The 17,416-nt window shown below is 42.9% G+C and carries 18 protein-coding genes; 8 read left to right on the top strand and 10 right to left on the bottom strand.

Features of this window, described 5'->3' with window-relative positions; translation table 11 throughout:
* Nucleotides 1-109: 109 nt before the first annotated feature.
* From ACVBIU_RS12025 to ACVBIU_RS12015, 3 genes are read right to left on the bottom strand one after another with little or no spacing between them, the layout of a single operon-like run.
* A complete protein-coding gene (locus ACVBIU_RS12025; RefSeq protein WP_447160831.1) occupies nucleotides 110-1,045 on the bottom strand; it encodes an SPFH domain-containing protein in 936 nt (311 codons plus the stop codon).
* On the bottom strand, nucleotides 1,045-1,974 hold the full coding sequence (locus tag ACVBIU_RS12020; protein ID WP_447160830.1) for an SPFH domain-containing protein: 930 nt from the start codon (nucleotides 1,972-1,974) through the stop codon (nucleotides 1,045-1,047). Before ACVBIU_RS12020 ends, ACVBIU_RS12025 begins: the two co-directional genes overlap by 1 nt.
* Before the next feature lie 24 nt (nucleotides 1,975-1,998).
* Nucleotides 1,999-2,481, bottom strand: a complete 483-nt coding sequence (locus ACVBIU_RS12015; protein ID WP_447160829.1) for an NfeD family protein — start codon at nucleotides 2,479-2,481, stop codon at nucleotides 1,999-2,001.
* 394 nt (nucleotides 2,482-2,875) lie between these two features.
* On the opposite strand from ACVBIU_RS12015, the gene ACVBIU_RS12010 reads away from it, so the two are divergent.
* Entirely contained in the window at nucleotides 2,876-3,628 is a 753-nt protein-coding gene (locus tag ACVBIU_RS12010; protein ID WP_447163872.1) for an outer membrane protein OmpK, read from the top strand.
* A 76-nt stretch (nucleotides 3,629-3,704) separates the two neighbouring features.
* Here the strand turns inward: ACVBIU_RS12010 and udp are convergent, their stop codons facing one another.
* Nucleotides 3,705-4,463 carry a uridine phosphorylase gene (udp, locus tag ACVBIU_RS12005; protein WP_447160827.1) on the bottom strand — a complete coding sequence of 253 codons (759 nt, stop codon included), beginning with the start codon at nucleotides 4,461-4,463 and terminating at the stop codon, nucleotides 3,705-3,707.
* Between the two features lie 494 nt (nucleotides 4,464-4,957).
* Between udp and ACVBIU_RS12000 the strand changes: the two genes are divergently transcribed.
* Nucleotides 4,958-5,173 (top strand): YdcH family protein, encoded by a 216-nt coding sequence (locus tag ACVBIU_RS12000; RefSeq protein ID WP_447160826.1) that lies wholly within the window; start codon nucleotides 4,958-4,960, stop codon nucleotides 5,171-5,173.
* Nucleotides 5,174-5,234: 61 nt separating this feature from the next.
* Here the strand turns inward: ACVBIU_RS12000 and ACVBIU_RS11995 are convergent, their stop codons facing one another.
* Nucleotides 5,235-5,693 (bottom strand): hypothetical protein, encoded by a 459-nt coding sequence (locus ACVBIU_RS11995; protein WP_447160825.1) that lies wholly within the window; start codon nucleotides 5,691-5,693, stop codon nucleotides 5,235-5,237.
* Between the two features lie 243 nt (nucleotides 5,694-5,936).
* Here ACVBIU_RS11995 and ACVBIU_RS11990 point away from each other — a divergent pair, with 243 nt between their 5' ends.
* The 4 genes from ACVBIU_RS11990 to ACVBIU_RS11975 all read left to right on the top strand — a co-directional run bounded on the left by ACVBIU_RS11990 (nucleotide 5,937) and on the right by ACVBIU_RS11975 (nucleotide 10,233).
* Nucleotides 5,937-6,773 (top strand): mechanosensitive ion channel family protein, encoded by an 837-nt coding sequence (locus ACVBIU_RS11990; protein WP_447163871.1) that lies wholly within the window; start codon nucleotides 5,937-5,939, stop codon nucleotides 6,771-6,773.
* Between the two features lie 248 nt (nucleotides 6,774-7,021).
* Complete coding sequence (locus ACVBIU_RS11985; RefSeq protein ID WP_447163870.1) at nucleotides 7,022-8,062, top strand: outer membrane beta-barrel protein; 1,041 nt, start codon at nucleotides 7,022-7,024, stop codon at nucleotides 8,060-8,062.
* Nucleotides 8,063-8,365: 303 nt separating this feature from the next.
* Nucleotides 8,366-9,298 carry a LysR family transcriptional regulator gene (locus tag ACVBIU_RS11980; RefSeq protein ID WP_447160822.1) on the top strand — a complete coding sequence of 311 codons (933 nt, stop codon included), beginning with the start codon at nucleotides 8,366-8,368 and terminating at the stop codon, nucleotides 9,296-9,298.
* A complete protein-coding gene (locus ACVBIU_RS11975; protein WP_447163869.1) occupies nucleotides 9,295-10,233 on the top strand; it encodes a LysR substrate-binding domain-containing protein in 939 nt (312 codons plus the stop codon). Before ACVBIU_RS11980 ends, ACVBIU_RS11975 begins: the two co-directional genes overlap by 4 nt.
* 27 nt (nucleotides 10,234-10,260) lie before the next feature.
* On the opposite strand, the gene ACVBIU_RS11970 is transcribed toward ACVBIU_RS11975, so the two are convergent.
* A complete protein-coding gene (locus tag ACVBIU_RS11970; protein WP_447163868.1) occupies nucleotides 10,261-11,145 on the bottom strand; it encodes a radical SAM protein in 885 nt (294 codons plus the stop codon).
* Between the two features lie 176 nt (nucleotides 11,146-11,321).
* Between ACVBIU_RS11970 and ACVBIU_RS11965 the strand changes: the two genes are divergently transcribed.
* Nucleotides 11,322-11,567, top strand: a complete 246-nt coding sequence (locus tag ACVBIU_RS11965) for a hypothetical protein (protein ID WP_447160819.1) — start codon at nucleotides 11,322-11,324, stop codon at nucleotides 11,565-11,567.
* Nucleotides 11,568-11,626: 59 nt separating this feature from the next.
* Here the strand turns inward: ACVBIU_RS11965 and ACVBIU_RS11960 are convergent, their stop codons facing one another.
* Together ACVBIU_RS11960 and ACVBIU_RS11955 are read right to left on the bottom strand one after the other, a co-directional pair.
* Complete coding sequence (locus tag ACVBIU_RS11960; protein WP_447163867.1) at nucleotides 11,627-12,085, bottom strand: GNAT family N-acetyltransferase; 459 nt, start codon at nucleotides 12,083-12,085, stop codon at nucleotides 11,627-11,629.
* Nucleotides 12,086-12,224: 139 nt separating this feature from the next.
* Nucleotides 12,225-14,060: a multiheme c-type cytochrome gene (locus ACVBIU_RS11955; protein ID WP_447163866.1), complete on the bottom strand. Its 1,836-nt coding sequence runs from the start codon at nucleotides 14,058-14,060 to the stop codon at nucleotides 12,225-12,227.
* A gap of 795 nt (nucleotides 14,061-14,855) precedes the next feature.
* Between ACVBIU_RS11955 and ACVBIU_RS11950 the strand changes: the two genes are divergently transcribed.
* Nucleotides 14,856-15,584: a YebC/PmpR family DNA-binding transcriptional regulator gene (locus ACVBIU_RS11950; protein ID WP_447160816.1), complete on the top strand. Its 729-nt coding sequence runs from the start codon at nucleotides 14,856-14,858 to the stop codon at nucleotides 15,582-15,584.
* 138 nt (nucleotides 15,585-15,722) lie between these two features.
* Here the strand turns inward: ACVBIU_RS11950 and yedF are convergent, their stop codons facing one another.
* Both yedF and yedE read right to left on the bottom strand, forming a co-directional pair.
* Nucleotides 15,723-15,959, bottom strand: a complete 237-nt coding sequence (gene yedF, locus ACVBIU_RS11945) for a sulfurtransferase-like selenium metabolism protein YedF (RefSeq protein ID WP_447160815.1) — start codon at nucleotides 15,957-15,959, stop codon at nucleotides 15,723-15,725.
* A 148-nt stretch (nucleotides 15,960-16,107) separates the two neighbouring features.
* Nucleotides 16,108-17,373, bottom strand: coding sequence for a selenium metabolism membrane protein YedE/FdhT (yedE, locus tag ACVBIU_RS11940; protein ID WP_447160814.1), 1,266 nt, complete (start codon nucleotides 17,371-17,373; stop codon nucleotides 16,108-16,110).
* Nucleotides 17,374-17,416: the final 43 nt, after the last annotated feature.

The following is a 17,416-nucleotide window of genomic DNA, read 5'->3' as shown; positions in this document are numbered from 1 at the left end:
TAGAATTTGCAGCTGTTTACCGCTAATCACAATAGCTTTATAGACAAAAAAGCATAAAAAAATACTAGACCCATTTCTGAATCTAGTATTTTTATTAAGTATCAATATGTTACTTTTTGCTTTCTTCTAAACCAATACTATTCATCCAGTGATCAAAGTCCATCATATTACCCGGTAAAATGACCTTACTCTGACCAGTACTGACTCCATCAAGCTGCTTTAAGTATTGCGCACCTAACTGCATACGCACCACATTCTTACCACCAGGCGCTGCAATTACCATTGCCATACGCTCAATCGACTCCGCTGTTGCACGTGCAATGGTTAAGATCTCTTCGCCCTTACCTTCTGCCTCGTTAATACGGCGCTGCATCTCACCTTCTGAGTGATTAATGGTTTCCGTTTTAATACCTTCAGAGCGGTTGATCTTACTCTGCTTATCACCTTCACTCTTGGCCAATAATGCACGACGCTCACGCTCAGCATTTACCTGCATCTCCATCGCATTTTTAACCGTTTCTGGTGGCGTGATATTTTTAATTTCATAACGATGCACTCGTATGCCCCACATGGCACCAGCTTGATCTAGCACTTCAACCACTTTTGCACTAATCACGTCACGCTCTTCAAAAGTGCGGTCTAAATCTAGGGTTCCAATCACGCTGCGCGTCGTCGTTTGCGCCAATTGAATCGCCGCATATCGGTAATCTGTCACACCATAACTGGCTTTAACGGGGTCAACGACCGAGATATAGATAACACCATCGACTTCCACATTCACTTCATCACAAGAAAAGCACTCTTGCGGTGGTACATCAATCGTCTCTTCTTTTAGATCGTGTATGTAAGATACTTTGTCGACAAAGGGGATTAAGGCGTGAAAGCCCGCATCTAAGGTGGAATGATATTTACCTAAACGCTCAACAATATAAGCTGATTTTGTTGGTACTAAACGGATCGATTGAAATAACTTAATCACAAAAATAGCAAAGATTAATCCCCAAATAGCCATAACAATTAAATCGGTATCAATTCCTGCAATCATTAGCGTGCTCCTTTTACTGAATTGGCAGCCACGGCACTAGTGACCTGTTCCATGCCTTCGAAAAAACCTTCAATCTTAGCCAGCTCTGCCGGGACCACCGACACATCAGCTTCAGCTAAAATCTTACCGACTTGGGCAATAAACTGCTCTTTTAGCTGCATGTTCATCGCTTCATTACCGCCATCTTTAGCAAGAGCCGCAGACACAAGCTCCATACCTTCCGCTTTTGCTCTGGCAACAATCGCGATCTCTTGTGCGGTACCTTTTGCTTCATTAATCCGGCGCTGTTTTTCCCCCTCAGACAAGTTAATCGCCTGTTGGCGCTCACCTTCAGATAAATTAATCATCGCTGCCTTTTCGGCATTTGCTAAGGTGATTTCAGCGCGCTTACTGCGCTCTGCTTCCATCTGTTTTTCTAAAGTATGAATAACTTTACGAGATGGAGTGATATTCTTAATTTCATAACGCAGCACCTTGATCCCCCAAGGATCAGAGGCTTTATCGATCTCACGTACAATCGATTCATTAAGGCTATCTCTCTCCGAGAATGTCTGACTAAGGCTCAACTTACCTATCTCTGAGCGCATGGTCGTTTGGGCAAGGTTCACCGCAGCGCGGCGATAATCTTCAATACCGTAGCTGGCAAGCTTACCGTCCATCACTTTGAGGTAGACTAAGCCATCGACTTCTAACTGAGTATTATCTTTTGAAATACAACTTTGTGGCGGCACATCAAGTACTTGCTCACGGATTTCATGTTTATAAGCCACCCGGTCAAAAAACGGGATCAAGAAATGAAATCCTGGCTGCAGCACTGTACGAAACTTTCCTAAACGTTCGATCACATTGACCTCACGCATAGGCACAATTAACAGCAACTTATAGAGGATAAAAAAAACAAATAGAACAAAGAGTGTAAATGCAAACATAAATAGATTCCTTCCTTAAAGCGATTACTTTTCTTTTACGAAGTGCTCATTGTCAGCCTCTATAGGCTCAACCACTAACGCAATATTATCTCGACAGATAATCCTAACCTGTGAGCCGGCGGCAATCTCGCTACCATCTCCCAAAGCTGACCATTCACTGCCTTGAAATTCAATCCGCCCCATTTGTTGAGCCGGACCAATTGTTTGTTTGACGATAGCGAGCTGATTATAAATCTCCAACTCTTCGTCTGTGTTGTCAATGTGAGCGTCTCCGCCAACCAACTTCTGTGTGATCTGGCGAAATGCCAGTAAGAGAACCATAGATGCGATAAACCAAAGCGTTAAACTTTGCACTATGCCTTCGACTAAACCTATAGCCAAAGCACTTGCTACAACCAAACAAGCCGCGCCTAAAAGAATCACAATACCACCTGGTAAAATGATCTCTGCCAGCATAAGAATAATGCCGATACATGCCCAGATAAAGATGGGATTTGAAAACTCCATATTTCCCCCTGAAATGAAAGAGTCAAGCAATGACTATATCAGTTGCGCATCATTTGTGCGACATAATATGTCAGCATTCAGTATTCCATAAATGTAACTAAAGCTGTCAGCCCTCAGCTATCGCAACCCTATCACGGCCTTTATCAAGAGTAAAAAGTTGTCCGGCAGTTATAGCGCGTTTGTTTTAATACACAATAATGACACGATTTAAAAACTACTAATCAGCATTTATTCAAGGCATTACCGTGAGACGATGACCATAAGCTCGAAAAATAATGACAAACCATTTGAACATTGTTCGCACAACCCCTATATTCCCCGCCAATGAAACACATGTTTAGTTTATTTCAAATTAGCTGCACCCTAGATCTCATAAAAATAAGAAGGTTTTACGATGAACAACAAACTACTTTGTTTAGCTTTATTGGTTAGCCCTACGGCGATGGCTGATAATATGGTTAACTGGTGGGACGCCAGCGTCACTGCGCTTTATGGCGAAAATTATGATTTAGCGCCATCTGAGAAGCAAACGACCCTCACATTTGAAACCGCTGGTGATTGGAAATACGGTGACTGGTTTGCCTTCCAAGATGTGACTTACTTTAATGGCTCTAATGCCAATAAAGACAACACCACCTATGGTGAGATCTCGACTCGTTTTAGTGCCGGCAAGATATTAGGCAAAACAGTTGGTTTCGGTCCAGTTACCGATCTATCACTGGCGCTAACGCTTGAAGAAGGCGAAGGCCCAGTTAAGAGCTTCTTATACGGTGTGGGTATGGATATCAAGATCCCTTACTTCAACTACTTTCAACTTAACACCTACCGTCGACACGCTATGAGTAGTGACAACATCAGTGACGGTTGGCAGTTATCACCCGCTTTTAGAATGGACTTCCCTGTTGGTAACTCCAACATCGTATTTGACGGTTTCTTTGACTGGGTATTTGCTGCTGACGAAGGTGCTTACGAGACAAACTTTCACTTCAATCCGCAACTAAAATATGACTTAGGCGCTGTTGTATTAGGCGAGCATAAGCAGAACAAGCTATTTGTGGGTATCGAATACGATTACTGGAAAAACAAGTACGGTGTCGATGGTATCGTTCAAAATACATTTTCAGTGATTGCTAAGTATCACTTCTAATCTTTGCTATTAATGCGACGGTTTAGAACACAAAAAAAGGCGCATATAGCGCCTTTTTTATTGCATGAGAGTCAACTTATGCAAGCAACTTCTTCGCTGCTGCAACCACGATTGATACCGCGCTTACTTCGGTTTTCTTCATTGTCGCTTCATCAGGGATCTCTTGCTGAGTACGGTTAACAATCACCCCAGCAACACATGCCGCACGCCAACCTTGTGATGCACACATGGTAAATAGCGTTGAAGACTCCATTTCATAGTTTAATACACCCAAGTCTTGCCACTCTTGCATAGAGCCCTTGAACTGGCGAGTGACGCGACCCGAAACAGTGTCGTAACGTTCTTGACCTGGATAGAAGGTATCTGACGATGCAGTAATACCAATATGAGGCTCAAGACCCGCTTCACGACTCGCTGCAACCATAGCGGTTGTACATTCGAAGTTTGCTACCGCAGGGTATTCCATTGGCGCAAAATGTAAGCTTGCACCATCTAAACGTACTGATGCTTGAGTCACAATCACATCACCCACATTTACATGCGGCTGAATTGCACCTGTGGTACCCACACGTAGGAAAGTACGCACACCAAGTTGAGCCAATTCTTCTACTGCAATAGAAGTTGATGGACCACCAATACCAGTAGAACACACCACTACTGCCTTACCATCGATATATGCCAGGTAGCTGGTATATTCACGGTGGCTCGCTAAAAATGTCGCATTCTCCATCAACTCTGCAATACGCTTAACACGCTCTGGATCGCCTGGCACGATCGCTAAACTAGCACCATCTAACATCTCTTTAGTCAGGCCTAAATGAAATACATCAGACATCGTGAAAACCCCTTTCATTTTTGAATTTATAAATCTTATTAATTCGACTTTAACCTAGTCTTGACGCCAAAAAGGTTAAGTAGATCACACTTTACCCGCCAAGAGTAAATGATATGTCGTAATCTAGTTACTAAATCAATCAAAGAATAGAGCTAGAATATAGCAGCTCTCACCTATTCTGCCAGTGATAGGACAGCGCAAATGACGTGCGAATAATGCAGGCATATCAAGTGGATGTTATATGAAACAAAGCAATATTAGCAACAACTTAGATAGTTAGCACCGTCTCAACATTACTGATTAAACGACCGTTTTTTTCACTATAACTATCTTGTATTACAGTGGGATTATCGACTAAAAACAGTTGTAGATTTAGATAAACAAATCAATCGTTCATTACTTGATCAATGTCACATTTAACGACTAAAAATCGCGCTAGTTTAAAGTTGAACCAAACGAAAAATCGCCATAAAACCAGCAAGAAGGACGCCTGCATGTTTCCAGAATACAGAGAACTTATCAGTCAGTTAAAGACATCTGACGCGCATTTTCAGAAGAAGTTTAACAAGCACAACCAGCTCGATGAGGAAATAAAGAACCTGGAGCAGCACAGTGCAAGCGACTACACCCCTGAAGTGCATGAGCTCAAACTACAGAAGTTACATTTAAAAGAAGAGATCTACGATATCTTGAAGGAACGTTCGGCTTAACCGAAATACAAACATTAAAAAGGGCGCTTAGCGCCCTTTTGTACATCAAATGCGTAGGCGACTACTTCAACCCAGCCTGCAGTGCTTCAGTTGTCTCATAAAATGTAATATTAGTGATCTGATTATTAGTCAACTCTATCAGGGTCGCTTGGTCTTTTATCGCTGGCAATGGCTTGGTTTGCTCACCTTCATTGTCTAGCGCCACTCTATAAGGAAATTTCTTAAACTGAGGTAGAGCAACAAAACGAGCGATCAGTGACGGCATGCCACTAATATCTGCCACATAAACTAATGCAGTATCTTTGACTAGCTCAGGTTCAGCTTCCAATGCTTCTTGAATTAAGGTGCCGCCATCCATACTACGACTGAACAATACACGCGTTGTTGTGCTATCAACTTGATATTGAGCCTCGTGTTGATCTTGTAACTTGATGTCTGTGATTTGATCACCAACTTTATACTCATTGGCCCAAACTGACGTGGCTAACATGCTACATAAAACGAAAATAACAGCTCTCATAATTGAACTCGGCAAATTAGAATTAGCAGAAAGAGTAACCTATTCTATACAGAGCAACAGTAAACTTAACAGCAAAGCATGATCCTCTTCACGCAAAGCCTACTGACATTCAAAACCAAATGTTTCTCTGGCTATACATGTATAAATTATAAGTTACAAAACAGTTTTATTTCAGTGAGTTAATTATTTCGCAAAATTGGTATAAGCTAATCAGAAAATAAGTTGTCATAAAGGATAGTTAACATGAATGAGCAAGGCCTAGATCAAGAGATCGCGCAGTTGCAAAATGCTTACTCTGCAATTACTGAATTTCTGGTGCAATATAGCTTCAGTATTCTTGGTGCCATCATTATCTTTTTAATCGGGATCTGGATCGCTGCTAAAACAGCTAACCTTGTTACGCGCATTTTTGAAAAGCACGATATTGATATCACTCTCAGCAATTTTGCCAGTAACTTTGTCCGCATCTTAGTCATCGCCATGGTCGGTATTATTGCCTTAGGCAAACTAGGGATCAGCGTAACCCCTATGGTCGCCGCAATAGGCGCCGCATCTCTTGGTGCAGGTCTTGCGCTACAGGGCATGCTTTCAAATTATGCAGCTGGTATCACCATTATTGTCACCCGGCCTTTTATTGTCGGTAACACCATCGAAATTAAAGGGGTCGGTGGACTTGTTAAAGATATCCATTTAGGCATGACAGTGCTAACCAATGAAGAAGGTGAAGAGATTAATATCCCCAATAAACATATTGTCGGTGAGATCTTACATAACTCTTTTGCAAATAAGCTGGTCGAAACAAAGTTCAATATCAGTTATCAATCTGATCCTGAGCAGGTCATTGCTCTGCTTGCTAAAGTATTAAGCGACAGCTCCAAGGTCTATCAGGGTGATAAGGCGCAAATCGGCGTTAATGACTTTAATAGTATTGGTATCGAGATAGGCATTCGCTATTGGGTACCAACCCAAAGCTATTACCAGAACAAATACCAAACCAATGCCGCTCTCTTTAAAGCCCTCAAGCAAGCCAATATAGAGATCCCCTGCCCAGTTAGACAAATTCATATTCAAGAACCCTAAGCTAAACTTCAGCATAGCGGCTCCCCCTGAGCCGCTATGTATTGGTATTTTTCATCATCTAATCTACTTATAACAAAAGCCAGCCACAAACCATTTTTAGGCTATTAAGAGTCATATCAGCCACAAGTCATAAGTAAAACAAATAATCGTTATTCGTTTTGCTGTATCGCTCTGATTTAACGAATACTGCAGAATGCCGCCATTGAAAGATGCACAGATAAAGTATATTAAAATTCAATGGAGACAATATGATGAACAAAACAGTGCTCGCATTAGCATTATTAAGTACATGCGGATATGCCAACGCGGCAGACGTGGATAATACTTGGTACATTAGCGCAGGCGCAGGCCAAAGCAACTATGAGTCAGTAGACGCGATAAGCCATCTAGGCGACGACAGCGACTTAGCCTGGAATGCCCTAGTCGGTTATCAACTAAACAAATACCTGGCCTTTGAAGCTGGCTGGCAAGATCTGGGGACTGATGATGACACTCACCAATGGGGTGGTTTAGACGGTAGCCAATCGATAGATGTTGATGGCTTTACTTTAGGCCTTGTTGGTACATTGCCACTGTCTGAAAAATGGTTCTTAACCGGTGAAGCGGGTGCTTTCCAGTATCATTTATCTCACCAAATAAACGCTAACCAATACGTTAGCGCAACCGATACGGCTCCTTACTTTGGCGCTGGCGTGGGCTATAACATCACAGACTCATTGGCGATTTCAGCTAAATACCGTCGTTTCGCTAACATTGATGAAACGGCATGGAACACGGCAAACATGGATGCGCAAACTGTTGGCCTACAGTTAACTTACCGCTTTGGTGTTAAGCCTGCTGCAACAACCGCAGCGATCTTACCCGCTGTTATCGAAAAGCAAACTAAGCCAATGCCTAGACCTGAGCCAGTACCAGCACCTGAATATGAAGTCGTCACAGAACAAAGCAGTGTCGCGGTGCTATTTGGTTTCGACTCAGCAGAACTCAATAGCGAAGCGAAGGCAAAATTGGATGACGTGATCCAGCTTTCTAAGCAAACCGTTCAAGATGTTATTTTACTCAATGGCCAATCTGATAACCAAGGTAATAGCCAATACAATCTTAAGCTGTCAGAAAAGCGTGTACAGCAGGTAGAAGCATACTTAACTTCTCACGGTGTTGATGTAGAGCGTATTGATACTGATGCCATCGGTGATCAAGATGCCCATGCTGATTCACGTAAAGGTCGTGCATTAGAGCGCCGCGTTATTGTAACGTTAACCAGCCAAGAAACCGTTATTGTCTCTTAAGTCATCCGTTAGAAATCGTATCATTAATATGGACCCGACTGAGCAAGGACTGCGACATGGTACTCAAGGATCCCTTTAGGCTGATAAGGCGAAGGGGCGTAAGGCTCACGTTAACCAAGGCGGTTAACGTGCATGCTTACCAAGGACACTACTGGACAAATTACGCTTATTTAAGGGTAAACATGGACAGACATGAGCCAAGGATGGCTTTGATGGTCTCCAAATTGATTCATGTCATCATCGCCTATTCAAGCTGAGATTTATCATTTATAGTCAGATTGTTAATAGGGACTAGGTAACATAATGCTTACTCAGCTTAATCTTGAACGTCTTAAAAATTGCGACCTCAATTTATTACTTGCCCTTGCTGTCTTGCTAAAAGAGGCTCATGTTTCTAATGCCGCTAAACATCTAGGCCTTTCCCAGTCAGCGATGAGTCAAATACTCAAACGCTTACGATTAATGTTTGCCGACCCATTACTGCTAAAGAGCAACAATGGCATGACACTAACCAACAAAGCGCAAGCCATTGCTTTGGAGTTAACCCCCTTACTAGACAAAACAGCTCGATTATTAGAAGCCGAACATTTCAACCCCAAAACGGCTCAAGGGCGCATCCGATTCATTATGAACGATATTACCGCCCAGCTGATTATTGCGCCATTAATTGAGCTCATGAGTGAACAGGCTCCCGGTATTGAACTAGAATATATTTCTCAAAATGCCAACGGATTTCAACTACTCAGACGTGGGCAAGCTGATGTCGTTATTGGCTTTTACGATAATGTCTCCACTCCAATTGTTAGCACTGCAATAGGTAGAGCACCTTGGCAAATGGTCACCCACAAAACGACCAATCAGAAAAACCTTCACTCAGACAAAGATGCAATTAAGCTATTACGCTATCAATTTCAAGAGCATAACCAATTACACTCCATTGAAGCGCTAGAGGACCTAAATGCACTCGATGCCGCTTATACCTTAACGACAAATTCATTAAGTGCCCTACTTTATGCCCTACAAACAAATAATACCGTCACCTTACTGCCGCATTTTGCTATGAGAATTTTGCCTGAAGATGAGACTCAAAATTTCGACTGGTTAGGTTCACCGATTAATCTTGAGCTAAAAGTCTGCTGGGATCGCCATCAAAGAGCCCCTGAATTACAACAATGGTTTAGACGTCAGATCATCGCACTATGCCATAAACATCTACTTGTAGAAAAAGCCTTATGAACCCAACAGATTTAAAAATTATTCAGCAATGCGACTTAAACTTATTACTCAGTTTAGCCATTTTGATTGAAGAGCAAAGCGTCTCTAAAAGTGCTGAAAGGCTAGATATATCTCAGCCAGCGATGAGTCAAAATTTAAAAAAACTTCGCGCCGTTTTTGATGACCCACTATTTGTAAAACAGGGACAAGGCATTAAGGCTACCAGTAAAGCATTACGCCTCTATAGTTCACTCACAGAATGGCTGCAACTGAGTGAGCGGCTCATCTCTCAGAGCGCGTTCGATCCAATGAAAAGTCATGGGGTGATCCGTATTGCGTTTATGGACGACCTCACCCAGACAATGATCCCGATGCTGCTAGATAAAATACTCATGTCAGCGCCTAATGTAGAGCTCGAATTTGTCCATAAACCCAAGGATGTTTTTTCCTTGCTAGAGTCCGGTGAGATTGATATCGCAGCAGCGGGCACAGATACGCCTCCAGCCAATATCCATGGGCGCCATATCAGTAGTGATAATTACTGTGCCGCCTATAGTCGACATCATCCTTTAGCTAAAATTAAGCAACCGACATTAGCGCAAATTTTTGCATATGATACCGCCGAGTATTCAGCTTCAAACTCAGTTGAAGCTGAGATAACTCAACTGGCATTACATAACCAGTTACAGCGTAAAATCACCCTTATTAGTGGCTCGTTTCAAGTATTGTTACAAGGCTTGCTAGCAGGAAAACATGTCGGTTTTGTATCGCAGCGAACGCTGGCATCAGAAAAGTGGCAATCGAGATTAGAAGCGGTAGTGCTTAAAGAGCTGCCTCAACTAGACAGCACCCTTTACTGGCATGCCAGAGTTCACAAAGACCCGTTAATCCAGTGGTTTAAAGACCAGTGCTTAGATGTCGCGAACACATTAAAACAGCAAAGCAACATAAACTAGGTTGGCAATACCAAGAGTATTAAATCCTTACAGCCCTCTTTGCCACTCTTGCCGTAACTGAATTCGCTCAGGAGTATTCATTGCGGCCGCAACTTGCTCCACCAATGCCTGTTTATCTTTGCCCAGCACACCTTTTAACACCAGGTAATTAGAAGCATGGTCTGACCGAAATACGGTCTTCTCTAGCTCAAGATGGCTCAATAGCGTATGCATCTCCTCAAACAATTGAGACTGGTTGGGTAACCGAAACTCGCCATCAAAAGCCGCGTCCATCCTCTGTGTGCCTAAAGGCAATGTCACCACTAAGGTCGACAGATATTCTGGTTGTGCTGCGTTCATCAACTTGGCCGAATTCTCGGCGTGCTGCCTTGATAATTCAACACCACCTAAGCCATTTAAAATCATCACTGACGCTTTGATCCCCGCGGCTTTAATTTTCTGTAATGCCGCTAAGGAAGATGCAAAGGTTTCACCTTTATTGATCCTAGCCAGCACTTCATCATCACCACTCTCGCAGCCAATATAAAGCAAACTTAACCCAAGCTCTCTTAACCGTTGCAACTGTTCAGGGGTCTTATTATTGATATTACGAGGCAAACAGTAGCTGCTTATTCGAGTCACATTCGGGAGATATTGTTTTATCAACAAACAGATGCTTTCGAGGCGTGCGAAGGGCAGCGTCATCGCATCACCATCGGCTAAGAAAACCCGAGAGATATGTGCTGATGAGTTAGCTACGGCAATAAGATCTTGCTCTATCTTGTCAGCCTTTTGCGCCCTAAAACGCTTCTGCGGCTCAGTGTACATATCGCAAAAACTACATTGATTCCAACTACAGCCATTGGTCACCTGTAAGATCAGCGACTTCCATTCTGATGGTGGACGAAATACAGGTTCAATATAGCTAAGCACTGCTAACTCCTTAATACGTTTGTTGTATAGATTTAAAAAGTTGACCAATTTTCACTAAAAAAACAACTATTTTCTGAATAACCCCATGCCTAACTGCTTAAAAAATGGTTATATTAGACAGCAGTTGTATAATTAATATCTAGTGATATAAACACGCTAACTTATAGAGAGATATTATGCTAATTGCATTACATTCTAAAGAAAAGCGAGGGACTGCACTTGCTCATGATACTCATTGGGATACCATGAGCGCAGAGCAAAAGATTGCTCTGTATGATCTACATAAATTTGGCTTCAGGTTACTTTTTGTCCGTCATCTGTCTGCTGGGCCACTCGCGTTTATTATGCAAAACAAAACGCTTGCAGTGATCAGTAAAAATGGTGATGTCGACTACAAGCCAGAAGTAACGCTAAGAGCTTAAACCTGCTGCTCAATGATCAATAAAAAAGCGCACCTATGTGCGCTTTTCTGCATTTGAAATTAGTGTTTAAGCGTTAACAACATATCCAAATGTGGGATCCCATCTTCTAAATACATCTCAGAGACCGGCTCAAAACCTAAGTGTTGGTAAAAGCCTTTTAAGTGCTCTTGGCCGCCAAGCTGAATATTATGCTCAGGCCACTTCTTGCTCGCAATCGCAATCGCTTTTTGCATCAATGTATGCGCAATACCACCACCACGAGCAGCCTCAGCCACAATCACTCGACCAATACTCGCATCTGGATAACTCACGCCAGGCGCGAGCACTCGAGCATAGGCTTGAATAATGCCTTGCTCATTAACTCCTAAAAGATGCTGAGTCTGACTCAGGCGATCTTTATTATCGAGTTCCGGATAAGGGCAGTTTTGCTCTACCACAAATACGTCAACTCTGAGTTTTAACAAATCATACAATTCATTCAATGAAAGCTCAGAAAAAGATAAAGATTTCCAAAGCATAGGAAGCACTCCTAAACAACGCAATAGAGCAGCAGTCTAGCACTTCATCAGGATAAAAACAGAAATTAAAAAGGGCTCTGTATAAGAGCCCAAAAAAGATATGGGTTAGCTAATTGCAGGGAGCGCTAACCCTTACTTTTTATTCTTTGCGGTCAAATACGTGGTATTTTTCAATACCGTATGAACGACCTTCAGCATGGCAAGTTGCACAAGATTCTGACGTACCTTGGCTGTACCAGTCACCCTTAGTATCTACCGGAATATTGATTTCACCACCATTTGACTTCATATGGTTCAGCGCCTGATCACTATCATGACAAGCATAGCAATTTGCCGTTACTGGACTTGATGCGACACCGGAAGTACCGCCGTTGAACGCTTTAGACAACATGTACTGGTTTGGCACCGCGTTAAGATCAATCCCCTCGGCATGACACGCCACACAGTTTTCAGCATTTAGCTTAGTGGCTGAGTTTGGCTCACCCGTTATCGCAGAGCTACCTTCGCCCCAATGCATACTGTGGACCATAGGACCAAAGCCTGGTGCTGAATTCTTAGAGCTACGGTCTTGACCATTGTTATGACACGCCACACAACCTAAGCCACCGTCGGCATAGCTGCCGTTTTTATGGTAGTTAGTTTCGTTGTTATGACAAGTGCTACAGCTATCAATCGTAACGCTATGGCGACGCTCATATAACGTACCCGACATCATGTCAGAATAACCATGAAGTGTGACGCCATCATAACTAGCATCTGAGCCAAAGTTAAAGGTGATACGTGAGCTGGCCATTAATTCAGGGAATGTTGCATCCAAGCTAGCAAAACAGATCGACGCAGTCCCGTTAGCATCGTACGTTGTAGTGCTCGTTCTCGCTGCGCGGCCAACAATTGATGCATTATCATAGCCGTGTAAATAAGCCCCTAAATAAGAGACAGTGCCATCAGCCTGCAACGTTTCTAGATTTAGCTGTTCTTCACCTTTAAATAAAGCGATATCAGTACAATAGCCACCATCAGCAGCCATATAAGGCGCTGAAACTGTTGCAGCATGCTCATCACGTACCAGAGCTTTTTCCGCAACCTTCTTATGGAATAAACGCATATCATCAGACTCACTAAAGCCACTATACGTCATCGCAACGGCCGCCGTGCCGACACCAGCAGCATCGTGACAGTCGGTACAAGTACTCATGCTATTAACCTTAGTTATAGGCTCAGCATGACAGGTATAACAATTGGCTGGTTCGAAATCTTTTTCAAATTTCTGGTGATTGATATGACCAATCTTTTGCATTGAGTTACGCGCATAACCACCGTCATCACGCACCACATTGCCGTGGCACACCATACAACCCGCGACTAAGTCAGTTTCACCGTCAGTGTTAATTGCGGTGTAGCTTGGATGCTTTAAGTTAGATGCGGCGTAATCGACGTGACAACCATGACAGGTTGCCGTTGATGTGGTGTGTAGGCCTTCTGACTTATCAACCACGATATAATTTGACTTAGCAATATTCTCACCGCCACCAACAGCGATACGAATGATGCCTTCTGTACCAGCGTTGACTGCTGGCATAGGCGCTAAAAACTCATAACGGCCATCTTCAGTCATGGTCAAGCTCGCACCTTCGGTAGCCTCATTAGCGCTGCCACCTACGATTGTCCCCTCAAAATCGGGGCGACTCCGTGCGATGCCTTTATCGGTCAAAGCCGCCACTTCAGCGCTCACTTTTTCAAGCCCACTTACCAGTAAGCCTTCTTCGTTGGTCACTTCAAACTCAAAGCGTACAGCGCCCTCTTCAAGCGTATAGCCAAGCATTGCAACATTAGTGGCTTCAGTAACCTCGACAACCGGTGGTAGAGGACTGGTGCCATCTTCACCATCATTACCGTCTTTACCATCGCTACAGGCAGCTAGACCGAAAGCGGTGGCAACGATTAACGCCACACTGCATTTATTAAATTTTTTCATCATCACTCCATATTTTTTATTAAGTCGTGATCTTTTACTCCCCCGCAAATACCTTATTAGTAGTAACAGCTTATTTTTGTGACTAATTTCTCAACAACCTATTTATTACGAGGTAGAGTTCACATAAATAAACACACATAAATAATACGCTAATTATTTAATGTTCAATTAATTACACCACAACAAGCACTTAAAAATAAAATATAGTTAAAACAATAACTAACAAATCAAAATCGGTATAAAACTTGATGAAAAAATAACAGACAGAAGTAATGAATTTAATAATTAATTAATCGAGTGGCATACTGTAAAGCAACGTTCAAAATAATAATGATAAACATTTAAAATAATAGATTGTCAGTTTAAGTTAAATAACCGATTAACATCGCGCAATACAAACGCAATTAAAATAAAAATACAATGCAAGCACAATACAAAAACTTAAACACAACCCTGACAACAGCTGTAATCGAAGCCTCACATTAACTGGGCATATTTACCGGCATCAATAACACTCAAAAAGGAGAGGGACAGTGAGAAAAAAATGAACAGACTGCATACTAGCCATGTTCATAAAGTAACGTATAAACGCACTTACCGCCCCACGAATGAGTGCCCGAAAGAACAAAGCAAACAACAGGAAACACTAGGCCGGTGGTCTTTAGTACTCTTAGTTACTGCTATTAAACAAAATTAATCGCTGCGTTTAGCATTTTTAAAGGCCTGCGGCTGATTTATTTCGATAAAGCTGCTAACATTGCTGGCAATTTTTTAAGCTTAGTGAGAAAGATCAAGATGGGCAGAGCATACCAAAACAAGAAAGAATCCATGGCGAAAACCGCTGGGCAAAAAACCAGAATCTATTCTCGATACGGGAAAGAGCTGTACGTTTGCGCCAAGAATGGTGGTTTCGATCCTGACGGCAACCTTGCGCTTCGCACCATGATTGCCAAAGCAAAGAAAGACCAAGTACCTGCACACGTTATTGAGCGTGCTATTGAAAAAGCCCGTGGCGGCGGTGGTGAAGATTATGAAACTGCACGCTATGAAGGTTTTGGTCCTGGCGGTTGCATGGTTATTGCCGACTGCTTAACTGATAACGTTAAGCGTACTTTCACTGAAGTTCGCCAAGCATTCGTTAAAAATGATGCTAAGCTCGGCGGCCCTGGTACTGTTGGTCATATGTTCGATCATCAAGCGGTATTCGTATTCGCCGGTGATGACGAAGATGCCATCCTTGAAATGCTAATGATGGCTGACGTTGATGTATCTGACGTAGAGTTAGAAGATGGCATGATCAGCGTATACGCGCCGCATACAGAATTCTTCAAAGTGAAAACAGCATTAGCTGCTGAGCTACCAGAAGACACTGACTATGTTATGGAAGAAATTACTTTCTTACCACAGACAATGACTGCTATTACTGATGCAGAAGAGATTGAGCAGTTCGAAAAGTTCCTTGCTGCCCTTGAAGATTGTGATGACGTACAGAACGTCTACCACAATGCAGAATTACCGAACTAGTTCAGGTTAGCTAAATACGCTTCAATGCTCACTCGTTAATGATGATTGACATAAGATAAGCAAAAGAAAAGGCACTCTATGAGTGCCTTTTTTATTGCCAGAATCAACGCTGACTGCTTACTTCTTACTTCTTACTTCTTACTTCTTAAGCAAAAAGCGTAACATCACGCCTTGCTGGCTGATATCTAACACTTCATAGCCGTGGTTCTTGGCGTCGTTAGGAATATTGTTGATTGACTGCGAGCAGTCGGTAATCACTTCTAACACTTCACCCGACTTGAGTGACGCCATAGCTTCAAGAGTAGCAACGGCTGGGTAAGGACAAGGCTCACCATAAATTTCTAAATTGTAATCAGGTACGATAGATGCTGGCATAATATGCTCCTCAGCAAAGGGGCGGCTCAAGTCAGCTTGCGCCGCATATAAAGTAAATCAATTCATTCCTTGAGAGTTGATAGCTAATAGTTACTCGCTCTCAATAACGACAGGTAACTGCTGCCCTACCAACTCCTATCAAGGCTTGTTAGCTTTGAATCGTTGGTGCTACTGGCACTGCTGCTACTGGCGCAGAGGCTAGCTCTGCAAGCTTTGCTGCAACGGCTTGTTGCTGACGCTTTTGCTTTTTAAAGAAGTGTTGTTCCCACATTAAAATCAGCACAAACGACAAGCCCAAAAGCAAGTAAGTCACACCTAAGCCACCTAATGGACCAAATACATCGAGCAGGTTCACTTTATCCCAACTCGTTGCTAACGGAGCCGCTAAGCTATCCCAGTAATAAGCCAGAATCGTTGCGCCAATAATATTACCAATACCGACCCACCAAAAGTGCACCTGGCCTTCAAGTGCTCGGTACATCCAACCGGTTTCACAACCGCCCGCGATCACAATACCAATACCAAACAGCAAGCCACCAATGACCGCATTCGGGCCGGCCCATAATGTTTTAGGTGTCATGCCTAGCTGCACGTAGCTATAGATGCCAATAACACTCACCGCCATGCCTAAAATAATCGCCTTAGCCATATGTGTACGACCGGTGATCCACATGTCTCTAAATGCTGAGGTAAAGCAGATCTGCGCACGCTCAATCAATAGACCAAACATCATGCCCATAAACATGGCAATGCCAAGCTTAGTCGAGCTTTGCATCACATAAAGCGACAAGCCAATCATAGCCGCAAATACCAGCCAACCTAGGCGAAAACGGTTTTGTACTTGATTCGGATTTGGCTTAGCAATTTTCTTCAAACTGCCCGACTTTAGCCTGGCAGTTGATCGGAAAAACGGTAACAAGGTGATCTTAGCGCCAATATAGGTGCCCGCAGCAGCCGCAAAAGCAAAGATCCAGGCATGCAAAGTAAACTGCGGAATACCCGTAAAGAAGGCCGCCAAATTACAGCCCATCGCCAAACGCGCACCAAAGCCTGCGATCATACCGCCCACTAATGCCTGCGCAATACGCTTTTTAGAGCTAGGCATACGCAGCTTTAGGTTATTTGCCCACAGCACCGCAGCCATACAACCGCCAAACATACCAATAATCATCACACCGCCAACGCGATCAAGTGGTGTGCCTTGTAAGCCGATGATTTGAAAGTATTGCCATGACTCTGGCTCAGCACCAAACCACTGCAATATATGCCCACCCCAGCGAGTAAACTCACCGGTAACCGCCCAAAGTGAGCCTGTTAGGCCAAAAAAGTAAGTCGACAATATACCCGCTGCAATAACGGCGGCAAAAGGCGACCAGAATTTAATAAAAAACTGATTTTTAAACGTTAACCACATATTTAAAATTTACCAACTAACATGAAGATGAAATAAAACACTT

The organism is Shewanella sp. 30m-14 (genome assembly GCF_052977125.1).
The sequence above is the reverse complement of the archived record's forward strand: the minus strand, read 5'-3'. Positions and strand labels throughout refer to the sequence as shown.